The 16371-nt window shown below is 68.6% G+C and carries 8 protein-coding genes and 1 CRISPR repeat array; of the genes, 1 reads left to right on the forward strand and 7 read right to left on the reverse strand.

The features are described from left to right. Positions 1-17 precede the first annotated feature (17 nt). A CRISPR array of direct repeats spans positions 18-2433; the repeat unit is 28 nt; unit sequence GGATCACCCCCGCGTGCGCGGGGAGCAG. Between the two features lie 198 nt (positions 2434-2631). From O7607_RS30355 to O7607_RS30375, 5 genes are all read right to left on the reverse strand, one after another. Further along, positions 2632-5733, reverse strand: a complete 3102-nt coding sequence (locus O7607_RS30355) for a C-terminal helicase domain-containing protein (RefSeq protein WP_269700276.1) — start codon at positions 5731-5733, stop codon at positions 2632-2634. Continuing rightward, complete coding sequence (locus O7607_RS30360) at positions 5730-7406, reverse strand: phospholipase D family protein (protein ID WP_269700274.1); 1677 nt, start codon at positions 7404-7406, stop codon at positions 5730-5732. The genes O7607_RS30355 and O7607_RS30360 overlap by 4 nt, the downstream gene beginning before the upstream one ends. Positions 7407-7467: 61 nt before the next feature. Further along, a complete protein-coding gene (locus tag O7607_RS30365) occupies positions 7468-8703 on the reverse strand; it encodes a DUF6361 family protein (protein ID WP_269700273.1) in 1236 nt (411 codons plus the stop codon). Between the two features lie 13 nt (positions 8704-8716). Next, positions 8717-9472, reverse strand: a complete 756-nt coding sequence (locus O7607_RS30370) for a DUF429 domain-containing protein (protein ID WP_269700272.1) — start codon at positions 9470-9472, stop codon at positions 8717-8719. 1551 nt (positions 9473-11023) lie between these two features. Beyond that, entirely contained in the window at positions 11024-12487 is a 1464-nt protein-coding gene (locus tag O7607_RS30375) for an NF041680 family putative transposase (RefSeq protein WP_269700144.1), read from the reverse strand. Positions 12488-12736: 249 nt separating this feature from the next. On the opposite strand from O7607_RS30375, the gene O7607_RS30380 reads away from it, so the two are divergent. After that, positions 12737-13615 (forward strand): IS5 family transposase, encoded by an 879-nt coding sequence (locus O7607_RS30380; protein ID WP_442929509.1) that lies wholly within the window; start codon positions 12737-12739, stop codon positions 13613-13615. A 326-nt stretch (positions 13616-13941) separates the two neighbouring features. Here O7607_RS30380 and O7607_RS30385 read toward each other — a convergent pair whose 3' ends face one another. Beyond that, on the reverse strand, positions 13942-14586 hold the full coding sequence (locus O7607_RS30385; RefSeq protein WP_269700141.1) for a hypothetical protein: 645 nt from the start codon (positions 14584-14586) through the stop codon (positions 13942-13944). 230 nt (positions 14587-14816) lie between these two features. Beyond that, a complete protein-coding gene (locus tag O7607_RS30390; RefSeq protein WP_269700140.1) occupies positions 14817-16328 on the reverse strand; it encodes a hypothetical protein in 1512 nt (503 codons plus the stop codon). Positions 16329-16371: the final 43 nt, after the last annotated feature.

Genomic DNA, 16371 nt, shown 5'->3' on the forward strand with positions numbered 1-16371 from the left:
CAGGCCCGCTGGCCCGGGGATCACCCCCGCGTGCGCGGGGAGCAGGGGGTCCGCTTCGTGCCCGGCTTCGGGCCCGGCGGATCACCCCCGCGTGCGCGGGGAGCAGGCCGTGCCATTCCACGGCGCACACATCGGGTCAGGATCACCCCCGCGTGCGCGGGGAGCAGAGAGCGACCCGCCCCACCGAACAGGAGACCCCGGGATCACCCCCGCGTGCGCGGGGAGCAGGGCGGCGGTGGAGGCGGGCGGGTTCGCCGAGTTGGATCACCCCCGCGTGCGCGGGGAGCAGCCGAGCGCCAGGGCGTACCCGTCCGGCCGGAGGGGATCACCCCCGCGTGCGCGGGGAGCAGGCGGCGGTGTAGCCGAACCACCGCGCGAGCATGGGATCACCCCCGCGTGCGCGGGGAGCAGATGTAGGCGAACCGCGTCCCTCTCAGGGTCATCGGATCACCCCCGCGTGCGCGGGGAGCAGGGCGCGACGCCGACGGGGCGGCGAAGCGGACCGTTGCCGGGATCACCCCCGCGTGCGCGGGGAGCAGGTCGGCACGGTCAACAGCAGGAACGCACGCAGCGGATCACCCCCGCGTGCGCGGGGAGCAGTCGCGGTCCGGCTCCATCGTGGTTCGGATCTTCGGATCACCCCCGCGTGCGCGGGGAGCAGAAGCCTCGCAGCGTCAGCGGCACACCCATCGTGGGATCACCCCCGCGTGCGCGGGGAGCACTTGTCCGGGTCGAACATGTACGACGACGCGGCGGGATCACCCCCGCGTGCGCGGGGAGCAGGGGGTTAGCCTGCCTTCGGCGGGTGTGCCCCCCCCGGATCACCCCCGCGTGCGCGGGGAGCAGACCCAAACTTCGGCCTTGGTGGTGAGCGGAGCGGGATCACCCCCGCGTGCGCGGGGAGCAGGACGACCTGTGGGAGCGCATCGACGACGCGCTGGGATCACCCCCGCGTGCGCGGGGAGCAGGCGCACACGCCGGGCTCGGTGGTGCCGCGTCCGGGATCACCCCCGCGTGCGCGGGGAGCAGGCAACGGGCGGGTTCACGCAGCAGCGGCACGGCGGATCACCCCCGCGTGCGCGGGGAGCAGATCAACAACGCGGGCCGCGCCCTGCAACAGTTCGGATCACCCCCGCGTGCGCGGGGAGCAGGGGAAGCGCACCTCCGGCGACAGCTCGCACCTGGGATCACCCCCGCGTGCGCGGGGAGCAGGATCCGCCGTCCGGGCTCGTAGAACGGGATCGCGGATCACCCCCGCGTGCGCGGGGAGCAGTGGCCGATCAGTACCTGAAGACCCCGAAGAACGGGATCACCCCCGCGTGCGCGGGGAGCAGTTGTCGCGGGTCTTCCAGTCGGGGTACGCGGCCGGATCACTCCCGCGTGCGCGGGGAGCAGAACATGACCGCCCTGTTGAACCTCGCCGACGCCGGATCACCCCCGCGTGCGCGGGGAGCAGGCTCTTGCACTGGTCGCCTCCCTTCGCTCCTCGGGATCACCCCCGCGTGCGCGGGGAGCAGTCGGTGTGCGAGGCCGCGGCAAGACGAACCTGTGGATCACCCCCGCGTGCGCGGGGAGCAGATTCACGGTGATGCGCGCTCTCATGTGGGCGCAGGATCACCCCCGCGTGCGCGGGGAGCAGATCGTGTAGACCACGACAGCCAGGGTCGTTTCGGGATCACCCCCGCGTGCGCGGGGAGCAGACGCCCCACCCCGACCGCGCCCGGGGTGGGGCGGGATCACCCCCGCGTGCGCGGGGAGCAGTGGCGCCGCCGCCGGCGGGTCATCCGCCGCCGGGGGATCACCCCCGCGTGCGCGGGGAGCAGGCTCGGCCCTCCCACGCCTTGCGCTCTGCCCCCGGATCACCCCCGCGTGCGCGGGGAGCAGGCCCTTGGTGTCGTGGCTCATCGGTTGCTCCCGGGATCACCCCCGCGTGCGCGGGGAGCAGATCCTGGCGGAGGCGGGGCTGGGGCGGGTGCGGGGATCACCCCCGCGTGCGCGGGGAGCAGCCCCGGGTCGTCGTCGCCGCCTCAGCCTCCGCCGGATCACCCCCGCGTGCGCGGGGAGCAGGGGAGGACGTACACGCCGTTGTTCTTCTGGTTCGGATCACCCCCGCGTGCGCGGGGAGCAGCTGGTGGGGCGCCGGTTCGTGGTGCGGGCGGAGGGATCACCCCCGCGTGCGCGGGGAGCAGCCGATACCAACGTTGAACATGGCAGGTCACCCCGGATCACCCCCGCGTGCGCGGGGAGCAGATTCCGGCATGTCGTCAAGCTTCATCAGCTCCAGGATCACCCCCGCGTGCGCGGGGAGCAGGACCGCCGCAAGTTCACCCGGTGGGGTCAGGACGGATCACCCCCGCGTGCGCGGGGAGCAGTCTTGAGGCTCATCGCGCGGCCTCCTGCTCGGCGGATCACCCCCGCGTGCGCGGGGAGCAGACTACTTGACCTGGGCCGCTAGAGATCGACTTCGCGGTTTTCATTCACTATGGCTCGCAAGATCGTTTCCCTTGCCCTCTGGCTGATGCCTAGCTGACGCTCCGACAACCTCCACCTGAGCGTAGTGAATCAGTGCGACTTGGGCGAACGGGTCCGGGCGTTCACTGCACCTCCTACGGCTCGAGTCGAGCCTCCGTCTCACAACCGGGAAACGGTCGGCCGTTGAGGCCTCAGATCCAAAACATCAGGCACGTCGTTCTCGTCTCTCGCCTGCCGCTGCAGAAGGAGCAGTAGGTCTTCCTGCCGCGGCTGGCCGAACGCGAGCCGATACCTCACCAGGTCCGCCTTGAGCCGGTCGAACCGCGCCTGGTCGCGGCTGAGCGGATAGGGCAGCACGTGTCGTTCGATCTTCGCCGGCCCGGAGAACACCCAGTACGGCGCAAAGTCACCCAGCTCTCCGGACTCTGCTCGGGCAGCGTCGTACAGGGCTCTCCAAACGTCCGGATCCGAAGAGCGCAGGGCATCGGCCCGGTGAGCGTGGGCGACGTTGCGCCGTACGGCATGCCCACCGAATCGGTGTACGCGTCCTTCGCGCTGCTCGAAGTCGACGGGGTTGGCCGGGGTGTTCCAGTGCACGACCGCTGAGCACCACTGGTGGAAGTCGATGCCTTCTTGGCCGGCGCTGGTGGTGGCGACGACGAACGGCCAGAACGGGCTGTTGAAGGCGGCACGTACGACCATCTTGCGGTTGACCTGGGACTGCTCCTCGCCGCGGCCGCCGTAGCGTAGGGCGAACCGCCCGGGCAGCTTGATGGGCTGCTCCGGGTTGCGTGGGTCGAAGGCTTCGTACGTCGACTGTCGGCTGGCCATCGCCTGCCGTGCTTCGTCGGCAATCTTCCACAGCTCGCAGTCGTCGAGTGGGGTGTCCGAGGCTGTGCTGCGCAACGTGTGCAGGTGCTCGTCGAGGACCGCCTGCAGCCCGCCGGCCGCGCAGTACCGCAGCACTGCCTGCCAGTAGACCTTGCCCATCGCCAGGTGGTCGAGTAGCTGTGCGGACTCCGACCGGTTGAACAGGGAACGCAGGCCACTGGCGAGGAGCGCGGCTGCACGCCAATGCCCCGCCGGTGTGACCTGGCTGCCGGGTTCTTCGATCAGGCGCGACAACGCACGGTAGGCGACGTTGCCAGGGCCGTGCAGGCCGATTGTCGCGATGCTGTCGATCAGCCCGTTCAGCTGGCCCTGCGTCGGGTAGCCGGCCTGCTTTGTCAGATCCCGCGCCCGGGCGACGTGTCGGTCCAGACCTGTTGCCGAATGCTCCTCGTCTGCCGACGAGCCAAGGGCGGCAGCAGCGTCGTCGACGGCTGGATCGGCGCCCGGCCATCGGAAGAGCAGCTCCCACGGCTCAGCCAGCGCTGGCAGGCCGGACCCTTCTTCGGCTCTGGCATGAGCACGGAGCCGGTCCCGTACCTCAGATTCGAAGTCGTCCAGCAGCGCGAGGTCGTCCGGTCGTTGCCGAGCCAACGCCAGCGGATCGCACAGTGCCGCCAGAGTGGGATGTGGCCAGAAGAGCGCGAGGACGCTCATTGCCGCGGGGCGCTCGTGTTCGATGCGGTAGTCGAGGTGGCGATGCCTCTCTCCAGCCGTGCCCAGCCGGCGCTCGGCTTCGTAGCTGAGGAGGCCCGCTACCGCGGTCGGAGTGGCGTTCCAGGATGAGAACAGCAGCCGCTTGGTGATGCCTTCACGCGCCGCGGTAGCGAACGGCTCATCGAGCGCGTGGTAGGGCAGCGACGGTGGCAGCCAGAGGAGCTTCCACCACCCCCGGTCAACGGTGTCGGCGGCGAGCTGCCGTAGCCGGCCGTTGCCGAGATCGACGGGCTCACGTCGGCGGATCGTCTCGGCATCAAGCAGCTGAGCCGTGCCCAGCAGCGGTGGCACCTTCGAATCTGTCTGGTCCTTCAGCGCCGCGCGGACCTTGGCGCCGAGCTGGTAACCGTCGAGGAAGTTCAGGAAGTACGGTGCGGACTTCCAGTACTCGACCGTCATAGGAGCCCCGACAGCCTTGGCAATCTTGCGCATCGCGACGTAACTACGTACGTCCTGCGGGTTGACGTCGTCGGCCAGGGTGACGTGTTCGCGCAGCATGTCGTGCTCGCCGAGGAGGGGTCGCTCCGTGCGGCACATGACCGTCAGCAGCAGGCGGCGCAGCCACTCGCGCAGGTCAGCGCAAGGTTCGCCGCGGACCAGAGCTTCCCGGTACGCCTCGAATGCCTTCGTCACGTCGGCGTGCCAGGATTCGTCGTCGCTGAGGAAGCGCAGGACCTGCCGGAAGTCGCTGTAGTGGTCCTCGCCGGTAGCGGCTTCTTCGGCGAAGGTGAACGGCTTGTACGGGGTGGCGGACAGTAGCAGCACCCGGGCATCCCGGTAGTCGAACAGGTGCTGGGCGAGTTCGGCGCCCTCGCCGCCGTTGTCATCGAGCAGCTCCCGGAAGCGCTGGAACTCGTCGAGGATGATCAGGTCGGGTTCGAGGACCTCGACGCCGGCGGTGGCCAGTGCCGTACGGAGGTCACCGGTGAGCTTGCGGGCGGTCTCCCGCAGAGCGGTTGGTAGCGCGGGACGTCGGCCGATGCCGTCCAGCAGTGCGTCAAACCTGTCGAGCAGGCCCCGTTGTCGGGCGCGGCGCAGGAACTCGTCAGCGATCGTGCGGTTGACCTTCCCGCCCAGCTCCTCCCGCAGCCGGACGCACTCGCGCTCGAAGCGTCCAGGTGTCGCGACGCCGGCCTGCAACGCCCGCAGCGCCGCCCGGGTCCGCCAGCCGTCCCATGAGCCTGCTTGCTCAAGCAGCAGGAACAGTAGGGCACGTTCCTCGGCCGTGCCGGTGCGCCAGCCCTGGTCGAAGGATGTGCCGGGGGTGAACGCGACCAGGTTGATCGGCTTGCCGACGGTAGCGGTCGCGGCATTGAGCTTGTCCGCGTGCTTGGCGAGCAGGGTGAGCCGGCTGGACAGCGTTACCGTCTCGTCCGGGGTGACCCGAAGCCGGTCGATGTTCTGGCGTGCTACATCCTGGTTGGAGCAGACGTAGATGACGTCGACCCGCTCGACGCTGTCGTCGTCCTGAAGACGCTGCAGGGTCTGTGCGATCACGCCTCGGGCGACCACGCTCTTGCCGAGACCGGTCTCGTCCGCGACCAGGAACCGGCGGGTCGGGTCGGCGCCGAAGTAGCGGTCGACGACATGCGCGACGGTGGTGCGCTGGAAATCCTTCAAGCCGGCCATGACCGGGCCGGCGTCGTACCGCTTCACGCGCGCACCTCCTCTGCCATCGCGTCTCGTGCCTCTGTGATGATCTTCCAGAGTTCGGCGAAGCCAGGTGGAAGCAGTTGCTTGCTGCTGCCGCTGGCCTCGATGCGGCTAACGAGCCGGGCCAGGTCGTCGAGTTGCTCCGGCCGGTCGACGAGAGCGTTGAGAAGCAGCTCGAAGATCCCGGTCCCGCCTGTACGCCAGGCGCCGGCTCCGCCGGCGCCGCCGCTCACCGCGGCGGCAGCTTCCGTGCCGAGGCCGAGCATCAGAAGCAGAAACCGCAGGAACTTCTCCGGCGTGTCGATCTGCTCGGCGATGACGTGGTCGAGCCGGTGCTCGGGATCGCCGACCAGGGTGGCGAGGACGACGGCTTGTTCGCGGCCGGTGCTGTCCTCCGCGGTGACGATGACGAACGGGGTGATGTCGACCAGCGTGAGCCCGGTGAACGCCGCGTCGACCGGCTGCCCCGCTGCGAGTGTGGTCGCCTCGCCCCGGCGGGTGTGCAGCTGCGCGGTGATCCGTACACCCGGCGCATCTGGCACGGCGTCTTCAGAAGTCAGCCGGATGGTGTAGCGGTCCGACTCGGACGTGACGGTAGCCAACAGCGGTACGGCCGCCAGGTCGCGGATTAGGTTTCGCAGCCGGTCAGCCTCGGGATCCGCATCGGCGCTGGTGTGACGCTCGTAGGGTTCGAGGATCTCGCGGAATGCTGCCTTGGGGCCGAAGAGGGCATCGATGCCCCACTGAGTGCGGCCACCAACCAGCTCCACCAGCAGCTCGACGTTGCCGTCGAACGCTGCGGCGGTCGCGTTGGCGGAGCCGAGGAGGACCCGTGCCTGGTGTCCCTTCTCCACCACGTACACCTTGGCGTGCAGTCCGGTGAGCACCTCCTGGCCCGACGGCGACTCCTCAGTCGGCAAGCCAGCCAACTCGTTGACCACCAAGGCCTCGGCGCCGGTCAGGCTCTCGTCGGGTAGGCAGTCGAGCGTCTCCTGGCGGCTCACGACCGCCAGCTTGCCGCTCGGCGCGCAGCGGTCGAGGCCGTCCGGCGTGCAGAACGGTGAGATGACCAGATGTCGTGTGCCGGCGAAGTCCACTCGGTGAGCACCAGGCACCCCCAGCGCGTGGAAGAACATCGCCGAGGCGTCCTCGGGGTACTCCCACTCGGCTCGACGCAGATCCTCGCCCAGCGCCTCGATTGCCGCCTGCCTATCCGCCGGCAACGGCGCGACTGCCAGCCGCATCGCGCGTTGCAGCAGGTCGAAGAGGGGCTTATTGCCCGCCACCCGGCGAGTGCCCGGATAGCCCTCCAACCGCAGGCACACGTCCCAGCTGCGGTCCTTGGTCAGGTTGCGGCTCAGCACCAGCAGGCGCAGTGACGTCTCACCGGTGGCCTCGTCCTCGAAGCGCAGAGCCCACAACTTCGGGTGGAACAGACGACCCGGCCTGGGCCGGCGGACCTGGTGCACCATCGGCTCGACGAATGCCAGCAGCGCCGACTTCGTCGGCGGCACCGCGATCTGCCCGGCCTGACAGAACACATCGATCCGGTCGGCACAGCGCCGTACACCCTCCATCACCGCGATCGGGTCCGTCGACTCGCGTAAGCCGTGCGCGGCGAAGGCCAGCGGGGCGATCAGCAGACTCTCCAGATCCAGGGTGAACGTCAACGCCACGGCGCGGGACATCCGCATACCCGGCGGCGGACGCAACGCGTCGAGCAGCAGAGAGCGAGTATCAGGCGCGAGCACCGGCAGCCTCCGGCAGGTCGGCGGCACAGCCGTCGTGGATGTCGATGAGGATCCGGCGCACCTGCGGCCACCGGTAGACCAAGGGCCTACTGCCGGAGGCACCACTCCACGTACGCAGCAGCTTGTCGTTGACCAACCGAGACTGCCCCTTCTTGACCGATCGTTCCCGCTCGGCCACCAGATTGCGCAAGCTCTCGTCCGTGACGGCGTCGTGCGCCGCTCCGCTCGTGACCGCGTCAAGCCAACGGTCAATGAACCGTCGGGCAGATACGTTCGATGCGATTCGCGGGTTCTTGTCGATCAGCCGGTCCCACATGCCCGATCGGTCCCAGCCCTTGAGGCCGTGCTCGGTCGACACACGCTGATTCCAGTCCACCAACAGGTCTCGGTAGCGGGCCGCCGGCGCCTCACGTTCGGTCAAGCCGGCGGCCTCGTACCGTTGGGCCACGAGGAGGTTGTACAGCAACGCCGCTCCGTGGATCGCCAGCGAGAACAGCGCGGCGTCCCGTACCACTGGACCGATCGGACCCGGCGCGGCTGCCACCGCCGGCTCCTCCCACGGCGCCTCACTGTCCCAACCGGGGCGATGCGCGGGCTCGAGCAGGTACGCCAGCAGCGTGTCCGGCACCGCGGCCAGGAGCCGCTCGCGCAGCCATCGCCCCTCTTCCGGCCGAAGCTTCAATCCACCCTCGACCTCATTCGGAAAGCCCTTCGGCGCGGCCGGCAACGTCGCGTGCCAGGCGCCGTGTACTCGCTCGGTCAGCTCATCCGCCTCGGCGGAGCCAACGCCGGACTGAAGACCCTGTGAGTTCTCATGGTCATCCTTGCGGATGCCGTATCGCAGCAGCGCGGCCGCGTAGATGGTCGACGGCAGTGTCCGTACCGCGACACCAGCCCGACGGCCGATCACGCCCTCTGTGTCGTCACCCTTCATCAGTGCGGAGATCACCTTCCGCTCGCTGCGGTCGACCTGTTTCGTGAGGCGGTCGCCGCGCCATCCCCGCCGCTCGGACTCCTGGTAACACCAGGGCACGATCAGCAGGTACCGCGCCCGAGTCTGCAGGACGGAGGTGCCGGGGAAGAGCAGGTCGCTGAACGCGTCGCGGACCTGGCCGATACCCAGCTCGTCCCGGCTCTCCGTGTCACTGAAGAGCTTGAGCAGCTCGCGCATCCGCTGCTGATCGTTGCGAGAGCTGTCCAGCCAGCTCAATCCTGAAGCCACGACTACCCTCCGTCTACGCTTCTGCCGCAGCGACAAGGCCACTCAGAGGGGACATCGGCAAGGCGATCCACCCCTCAGACCGTGCGGCGATTCGCTGCTCGTCATCCGGCGTTGTGGCCTTGCCGATCGCAGCTGCGCGGGCAGCCAACGACGCGATCACTGCGTCGAACGCGTCGTGGCTGCGCCGAGCCAACGCCTCGAAGGTGCCCAGCTCCAGCCAGGGCGCGGCAGCGCGCAGTGCAGTCACGAGGTCGGCATGCTGGACCTGTTGGCCTCGCCCCTTGTAGCCGCGGTGCGCCAAGCCCCAACAGCTCAGTGCCGCCGCCGGATACACCTCAACGACCCGGCCGCCGCCGCAGCGATCCACATCCTGACCGTCCGCGGCGAGCATCGACAGTAAGCCGGCGCAGCGGAAGGCAGCATGCCCGATACGATCCGCGGCGACGCTGAGCGGGATGATCCCGGTCTGCTCGCGCACCACCTCGTCGGTGTGGCGATATGCCAAGCGGCGCCGCCACAGCCCGCCCTCGCCTTCGCTCGCGGCGATATGGCCAGCCTGGTGGGTCGTGACGAGTGCGACGAAGGGTGCCGGCCATCCGAATGGACAGTCGAGCCCGGTCTTGTCCGCGCGGCGGCTCGCCTCAACGATCTGAGTGTCGCTGACCCCGAGGGCCAGGTCGCGCACTACTGCTCGGTCTGGCAGCCATTCAATTGCGGCCATTGCCGTGCGCTTGTCTGCGGCTGCCAAGTCAACGCCGACGGTTAGCACCGCACCACTCTAGGTACCGCCGAGCTCGACGGCCATGATCCGAATGACGGTCGTTGTGGAACGTTTAGCCGTTTATGAACGCCGGCCGTCCATAATTCACTGCACACGAACTTAGACATCGGACCTCTATGTGCAGCTCGAGCTGGCAACGCCGAGCAGCTGTGCCCGCAGCGGCGAGGGTTACTTCGGGTCGGCCTGGTAGAAGCAACCGCGCGGGGAGCAGGAGTTCGCCTACTGGTCGTTCTTCGGCACCGACGGATCACCCCCGCGTGCGCGGGAGCAGGCGTGGTGGCCGGGCGACGGCCGGGCCGTCACGGGATTACCCCCGCGTGCGCGGGGAGCAGTGGGTGGACATCGGCCTCTGGGGCTACAAGGCGGGATCACCTCCGCGTGCGCGGGGAGCAGGAGCGGATCCGCGGCCGCGGCAACGATCGAGACGGATCACCCCCGCGTGCGCGGGGAGCAGACGATGGCTCGCGCCGAGCGCTGCCGGCAGCGGGGATCACCCCCGCGTGCGCGGGGAACAGGGTGCCGCCTTTGCTGCCGGCGGCGCGGATGGTGGATTACCCCCGCGTGCGCGGGGAGCAGATGTCCGTGTACTGCGTGCCGCCTTCGCGTTCAGGATCACCCCCGCGTGCGCGGGGAGCAGCGGGTGGTCGGCCGCGCGAACCGCGACAGTGCGGGTTCACCCCCGCGTGCGCGGGGAGCAGCCCAGGAACGGGGCCCCGGCCGCGTGAACCTCCGGATCACCCCCGCGTGCGCGGGGAGCAGAGCTGCGCCCGCTCGAAAAAGGACTCTATAGAGGCATCACCCCCGCGTGCGCAAGGAGCAGTGCCTTTCGGTACGGCGGCCCCGCGGCTCTTGGGGATCACCCCCGCGTGCGCGGGGAGCAGATCGCTCCGACGGTGGCCGACAGGCTGAACGAGGGATCACCCCCGCGTGCGCGGGGAGCAGGCGTACTGGGGGCCGATGCGCGACGGCATCGGGGGATCACCCCCGCGTGCGCGGGGAGCAGACTACTTCACCTGCGCTAGTAAAGATCAACTTTCCGGATTTTATTGACTAGGAAGCGCACTCAGGCTGGGCTGCCGTGATCACCTGCACCCAGGCATCCTGCCCGATCATCCTCAACAGACAGACGCCAGGGTTACGAGGCGTCCTTTAGGCTGGTGGTGGCGCCGTTAGATATTGGTGGCCGATGCGCAGACGCGGCTTTCGATGAGCGGGGATGGCGTGATCCGAAGAAGGGCGTGGCAGGAGCTGCGACGGCAGCCTCGGTGGTTGCTTTGGGTGCTGCTGGTATCGACCAGTTGCACCTTTGCTTCGACGCTGATGAGGGACCCGAACCAGGGGTTCGGTGGTCCGGTGTTGCACTTCGCCGTGCTGTGTGGGTCCGGTGCGCTGCTCGTGTCATTGATCGTCCTGATGCTATTGCGGGGAAGGGCCGGCATCGGTGACCGGTGACCGAACACGGACGTCCAAAGCCGCGTGATGACACCTCGTCCGCGACGGACCCGTCACCGGGTTACGAGACATCGCTTAGCTTGATCTTTAACCTGTGCGGCGTGGACGTGGATTGACAGACTTCGTTTTCTTTGCAGCCGCTGTCTTGGCGTTCGTGGTGGTCGCGGTGTGGACGTCGTAGCGCGGGGTGGGGTGAGTGTTGCGGCGGCCGGGTGGCCGCCCTGGTCCTGCCCGGGAGGGTTTGGGTGCACCGGCCGGACAGGTGACTCTCGGGCGGAGGTGCCGAAACCCTCGGCGGACGCGGGCGGGTGACAGACGCTGCGGTGGTGCGGGTTTCTCCCAGGGCCGGCGCAGGTCGGCGGCGAGGGCGCGGGCCAGGCGGAGCTGGGTGTAGGCGGCGAGGATCATCCAGGTCCAACGGTCGGCGGCCTGCGGGGTGCGGATCTTGGGGCAGGTCCAGCCGAGGGTCTGTTTGAACAGGCGGAACGTGTGTTCGATGTCGAAGCGGCGCAGGAACGTCTGCCAGAGCCGGTCGACATCGGCGGCGGTGGCGTCGACGCCGGACCACCACAGCCAGACCGGCTTCGGGGTCGCGCCGCTGGGTAGATGGTCGACTTGCAGCCGGATGACGGTTCCCTCGATGACCGGCAGTACCTTCGCCGAGTCGATCCAGGCGGATCGGTGCGTCAACCGGGGGTGCAGCCGGTCCCAGGCGCGAGCCCACGCGCTGCCGTAGAGACGGGTGTCGGTGATCGTGGCCGCGTCGGGTTCGCCCCAGGTGCTGGGATCGCCGAAGACGAACTCGCCGCCGTGGCGGGGCGGACGGCCGACCGTTCCCGGCTGCCGGGGCGGCACTGCCCGGCGTAGTACCCGGTCTGAGCGCATCCGGGCGAGGACCTGCACGGGCAGGTCACGCAGGAGAAACGCCAGCCGGGGCGCGTCGTAACCAGCATCGGCCACGACCAGGATGTCCGGGTCCCCGGCCTGCCACTGTCCGGCCCCGATCAGCCGGCCCACGATGTCTCGCAGCTGACCAGCGGTGACCGTGGCCGCGTCGTCACCAGGCGCCAGCCGCACCGCGTCCAACGGCGCGGTCCACGAACTGCGACCAGATTCCAGGGCCACGACCATCGAGTACGGCCAGCCCGGGATCATGATGGTCTGATCCTTGCCGCGGCCGTAGGTGTGACACAAGATCCGCTGCGGCGAGGTGTGCGCGTCCGGCCGCAGCCAGCAAGTGATGTCGACCGCCAGGACGAGACGACCATCAGCTGCCCGCGGCAACGACACCCCGGCGAGGGCCGTGCGCAGCCGATCGATGTCCAGCTGGCCGCAGGCGAGGGCGTCATACAGCGCCCCGTGACCGCGGCGGTGCTCGCCCACCAGCGACAACTCCACCAACGACCGGACCGGCCCGTCGGCGCACAACACCGCGTCCGTCAGGTCGAACAATGCCTCAGCCCGAGCGGTCAGGCAGTCGTAGAACTCTCGCCGGAACCTGTCCAGGTCCCCGACGGCGTCAGCCGCAGCACGCTCATGCACACTGGTCACCAGAACAGCCCTTGGTTATTGATGCTCTTCCCTAGACAAGAAGATCATCGGCCAAGGGCTGTTTCCGTGATCGGTCAGGGTCCCTACAGGGCCCTCGGAGGTTAAAGATCAAGCTAAGGCGTGTTTCGGAACTCGGGTTGGCCGGTTGAAGTCACGGCGTGGCGGTGATCGATAACTGAAGAGGTCTCCGGTACTTGGTACAACGACCAAGAAGCACCATGCACCGGAGACCTCGTGGCCACCTTAGCGGTGACGAGGCGGCATGACCTGACTGACGCGCAGTGGGCTGTCCTGGCCCCGTTGCTGCCTGCTGCGTCGTCTACCGGCCGGCCGCCGAAGTGGGAGAAACGGCAGCTCATCGACGGGATTCGGTGGCGGATTCGGATCGGTGCACCGTGGCGCGACGTGCCGGCGGAGTACGCGCCCTGGCCGACGATCTACGGACTGTTCCGTCGTTGGCAGCGCGATGGAACCTGGGAACGGATCTTGTCAGCGTTGCAGGCCCAGGGTGACGCCCGGGGGCGGATCGGCTGGACGGTCAGCGTGGACTCGATGACCAGTCGCGCTCACCAGCACGCCGCAGGTGCGCGCACCGACGGCCATCTGCAGAAGGAACCACCCGGTGGGGTTCATGATGAGCCGGCCGACCACGGGCTGGGCCGCTCCCGTGGAGGGCTGACGACCAAGACACATCTGGCCTGTGAGCAGGGCCAGAAAGTCTTGTCCTTGATCGTCACCGCCGGGCATCGCGGGGACAGCCCGCAGTTCATTCCGGTCCTGCGCCGCATCCGCGTGACCCGCCTCGGCGTCGGCCGGCCCCGCACCTGCCCCGACCTGGTCCTGGCCGACAAGGCCTACACCAGCCGCGGCAACCGCCGATACCTGCGCTCACGCGGAATCAAGGCCTGCATCCCCAGCAAGAGCGACCAGGACGCCCACCGCAAAGCCAAAGGCTCCAAGGGCGGACGCCCACCCACCTTCGACAAGGACCTCTACCGGCTACGCCACGCCGTCGAGAACGGCATCAACCGACTCAAACGCCACCGCGGCGTCGCCACCCGCTACGAAAAGCTCGCAGTCCGCTTCCAAGCCGTCCTGACCATCACCATCATCACCGAGTGGCTCTGACCGGCTTATGAAACACGCCTTAGTTCTTCGACTGGCTGGCGCCGAGCTGCGACCTGCTCGACGAGCGGCAAGGAGGAGATCATCGGGGCGCTGCTCGACCGGCCCCACTGGATCCTCGGTACGGGAAGGTGACCACGTGCGGGTCGGCGCGGGCCTTGGCGATCAGCGTTCGCAGGTCGGCCGGGTAATCGACCACGCGCTCGACGGACACCACGCCGGCCGGGCTATTGTCGGCCCGGTCCCAGCGGATCGTGATGTGTCATCTATTGCGCCACTGCACGACCCGGACGGTACTCGTACAGGGGTTCGATCGTCGAGCGATCGGGTTACGGCGCTGGCTCCTGCGAGGCTGCGCCATCCCGGGGCGGAGCGTCGCCGTCCTCGCCGCCTGTCGGCGGTTGGTCGAGGTCGACGCTGAGGAATCCGAAGCTGGACCGCATTCGTGCCTTGCGACCCTCCGACAGGCCGAGGTCGCGCCGCATTTGGGCCACCGCCTCCACATAGCCATCCTCAGCCTTCCCAAGGGGGGCGGACTGGTCATCGAACGGTGCGAGTTCGAGGATGCGGAGAAGCACGTCAAGGTTGTTCAGGGCGTCGCGGACGTCGTCAGAGCCGTAGAACTCGACCTCGGTCAGCAGGCGGCCCCACTCGCTCAGCACCTCGTGGCTGCGCCTCCACTGGCGTGACGGGTCGAAGTCGACCGCCGGCGGATTTTCACGTGCCCGCGGGTCGAGGATCGGGGCGATTGTGTGGACGTACGAGTTGAGCTGACGGCGGGCGCTCGCGGCCGTGTCGAGGTAGAGCCGCTGGCGTTGCTCGATCCAGTGTCGCCGGTCCTCCCGCGACCAGCTCTCGCGTTCACGTCGCCGTTCCCGGCGCGCCTGGCCCGCAGCCTGCGCGTATTGCAGCGCCGCGCCGAAGGCGGTGCCCCCTAAGCCGGCGATCAGGGCGACCCAGCCTGGTTCTGCCATGGGCACACGGTAGAGCAGCCGGGCACGCGACGACGCCTGTCCGGCCGCAGTGGCAATTGCATGTGATCGTAGTCGTGACGGGGCTGATCGAGATCGTGGTGGTGCTCTTCGTCGCGCGGGTGACCCGGGTGATCTCGTCGCCGACGAGATCACCCGCCGACCTCGGAAGGATCGTCCGCCGGCTGCCCGAGGGCAGCCCGCTGGCGTACCTGCTGTTCTGCCGCTGGTGCCTATCCGTGGGGATCGCCGCGCCGACCGCCGTCGCCTGGTGGCTGCTCTTCGACGTCCCCGCTGGTCCGGGCAGTGGTGGGCCGGACGGACCGAGCCTGCACCAGCTGCTCCCGAGTGAACACAGTCCCGTCCGGATGCTTGACCTCAAAGAGCGCCTCCAGGCCTGCCGGCGCGTCGACCTCGGACGTGGCGGGCGAAGTGATGTCATCGAGGAGTCGATCGACCAGGGCGGCCAGCATGCTGGGCCCGGTCCCGCTATACCCCCAGGACACGCCGCCGTAGTCGCCGATCGGGGCGAGGAACAAGCGATGGTCTGCCGTCCGGATCCACACCTCGTCATCAAGGATGAGCTCGCTCAGAGGCGAGTCAGTCGGAAGCACGAACGGCACCGACGTAAGGTACTCGCCCTCCCAGGTGCGAATTACCGGTGCGCCGGTCACCGGATCTTCTAGGCAGACCAGGGCTGGCCCTTCACGGTAGAACAACGCCGCGTGCGCAGCGGTCCGGTTAGCTGGCACCAGCAGGGCGGCCCACTCGAGGACCGTAGCGGCAAGTTCCGGCGAGAGTCGGGCAGCTTGCGGGAAAGGGGAGTCCCGTCCGCCGGTGTACGCACCTTCGGCCCTAACACAAGCGCAAGCCAGTTCGTCGTCGCGTTGTAGGATCTCCTTCCAGGCCATCCGCCGAACATCCCGCGGAACATCGGAGGCTTGGACCGCCGGCGTGGCTAGGGGACGGGCGGCGAGAGCTATGTCGTCCCGGTCATCGCATTCACCGAACAAGCTCATATGCATCTCGGCCGACTCGGTAGCCCTCCGCTGCGCCTCACGAGCGAGACCGACGAGCGTGCGGCGGACGGGCGTCTCGCCGTCCTCCAACGCAGCCAGCAACAACCATGGCGTTAGGTCAACGTCGGCGGGGGTAGCTACGGTTACGGTGGGGTCACCGGGCTTCCACTCCAGCATCCGTTTAGGATCGCGCAAGCTCGTGAGCCAGTACGGCGCCGGCATGCCAAGGAACCAACGCAGGTCTGTCCAGGTGATCTGAACCTGACGCTCGGGATTGGCGCCCAGCACCGACTCCAGCGCCGGCCCATGGAAAGCCCAGTCAGGCCAGACGACGCAGATCGCGTACGAGTCGGGCGGCAACCATCTGGCGGCCGCCGCGGGATCTGTGTGGGCTGCGGTCACCGGCGGGTAGACAAGGTGAAGATCGCCAACTGCGGTGGCCCAGGTCATTACGACGTGCCGACCATCGCCATGTAGCGAGGCTCCCACGTACTGCGCCGGGCGATCAGGGGACCGGTGATATCGTGGTGCGGCGATACGGGCCGTTCCAATGTCGTTCTGCTCGGCCGCCCAGCGCTGGACCTCCACGTTGTTCCAGAAGCCGGAGGAGTCTGAAGTCGGGAACCGCGGATCCGACACGATCAACGCTTGCGTCCGCCGCTCCGACCAGCCGAGCAGTGACGCGATCTCGGCGAGCGTCAGCGTGTTCTCGTCCTCGTTCGACATGCAGTTCGGCCTCCGGCACGGTCTAGCGTGGCTCCTGGGTCGC

Source organism: Micromonospora sp. WMMA1949, from assembly GCF_027460145.1.
GTDB lineage: Bacteria > Actinomycetota > Actinomycetes > Mycobacteriales > Micromonosporaceae > Micromonospora.

Bases quoted from the DNA above. Each gene is read 5' to 3' on its own strand.
- O7607_RS30390 (WP_269700140.1), bottom strand. From the start codon at position 16,328: ATGTCGAACGAGGACGAGAACACGCTGACGCTCGCCGAGATCGCGTCA.
- O7607_RS30385 (WP_269700141.1), bottom strand. From the start codon at position 14,586: ATGGCAGAACCAGGCTGGGTCGCCCTGATCGCCGGCTTAGGGGGCACC.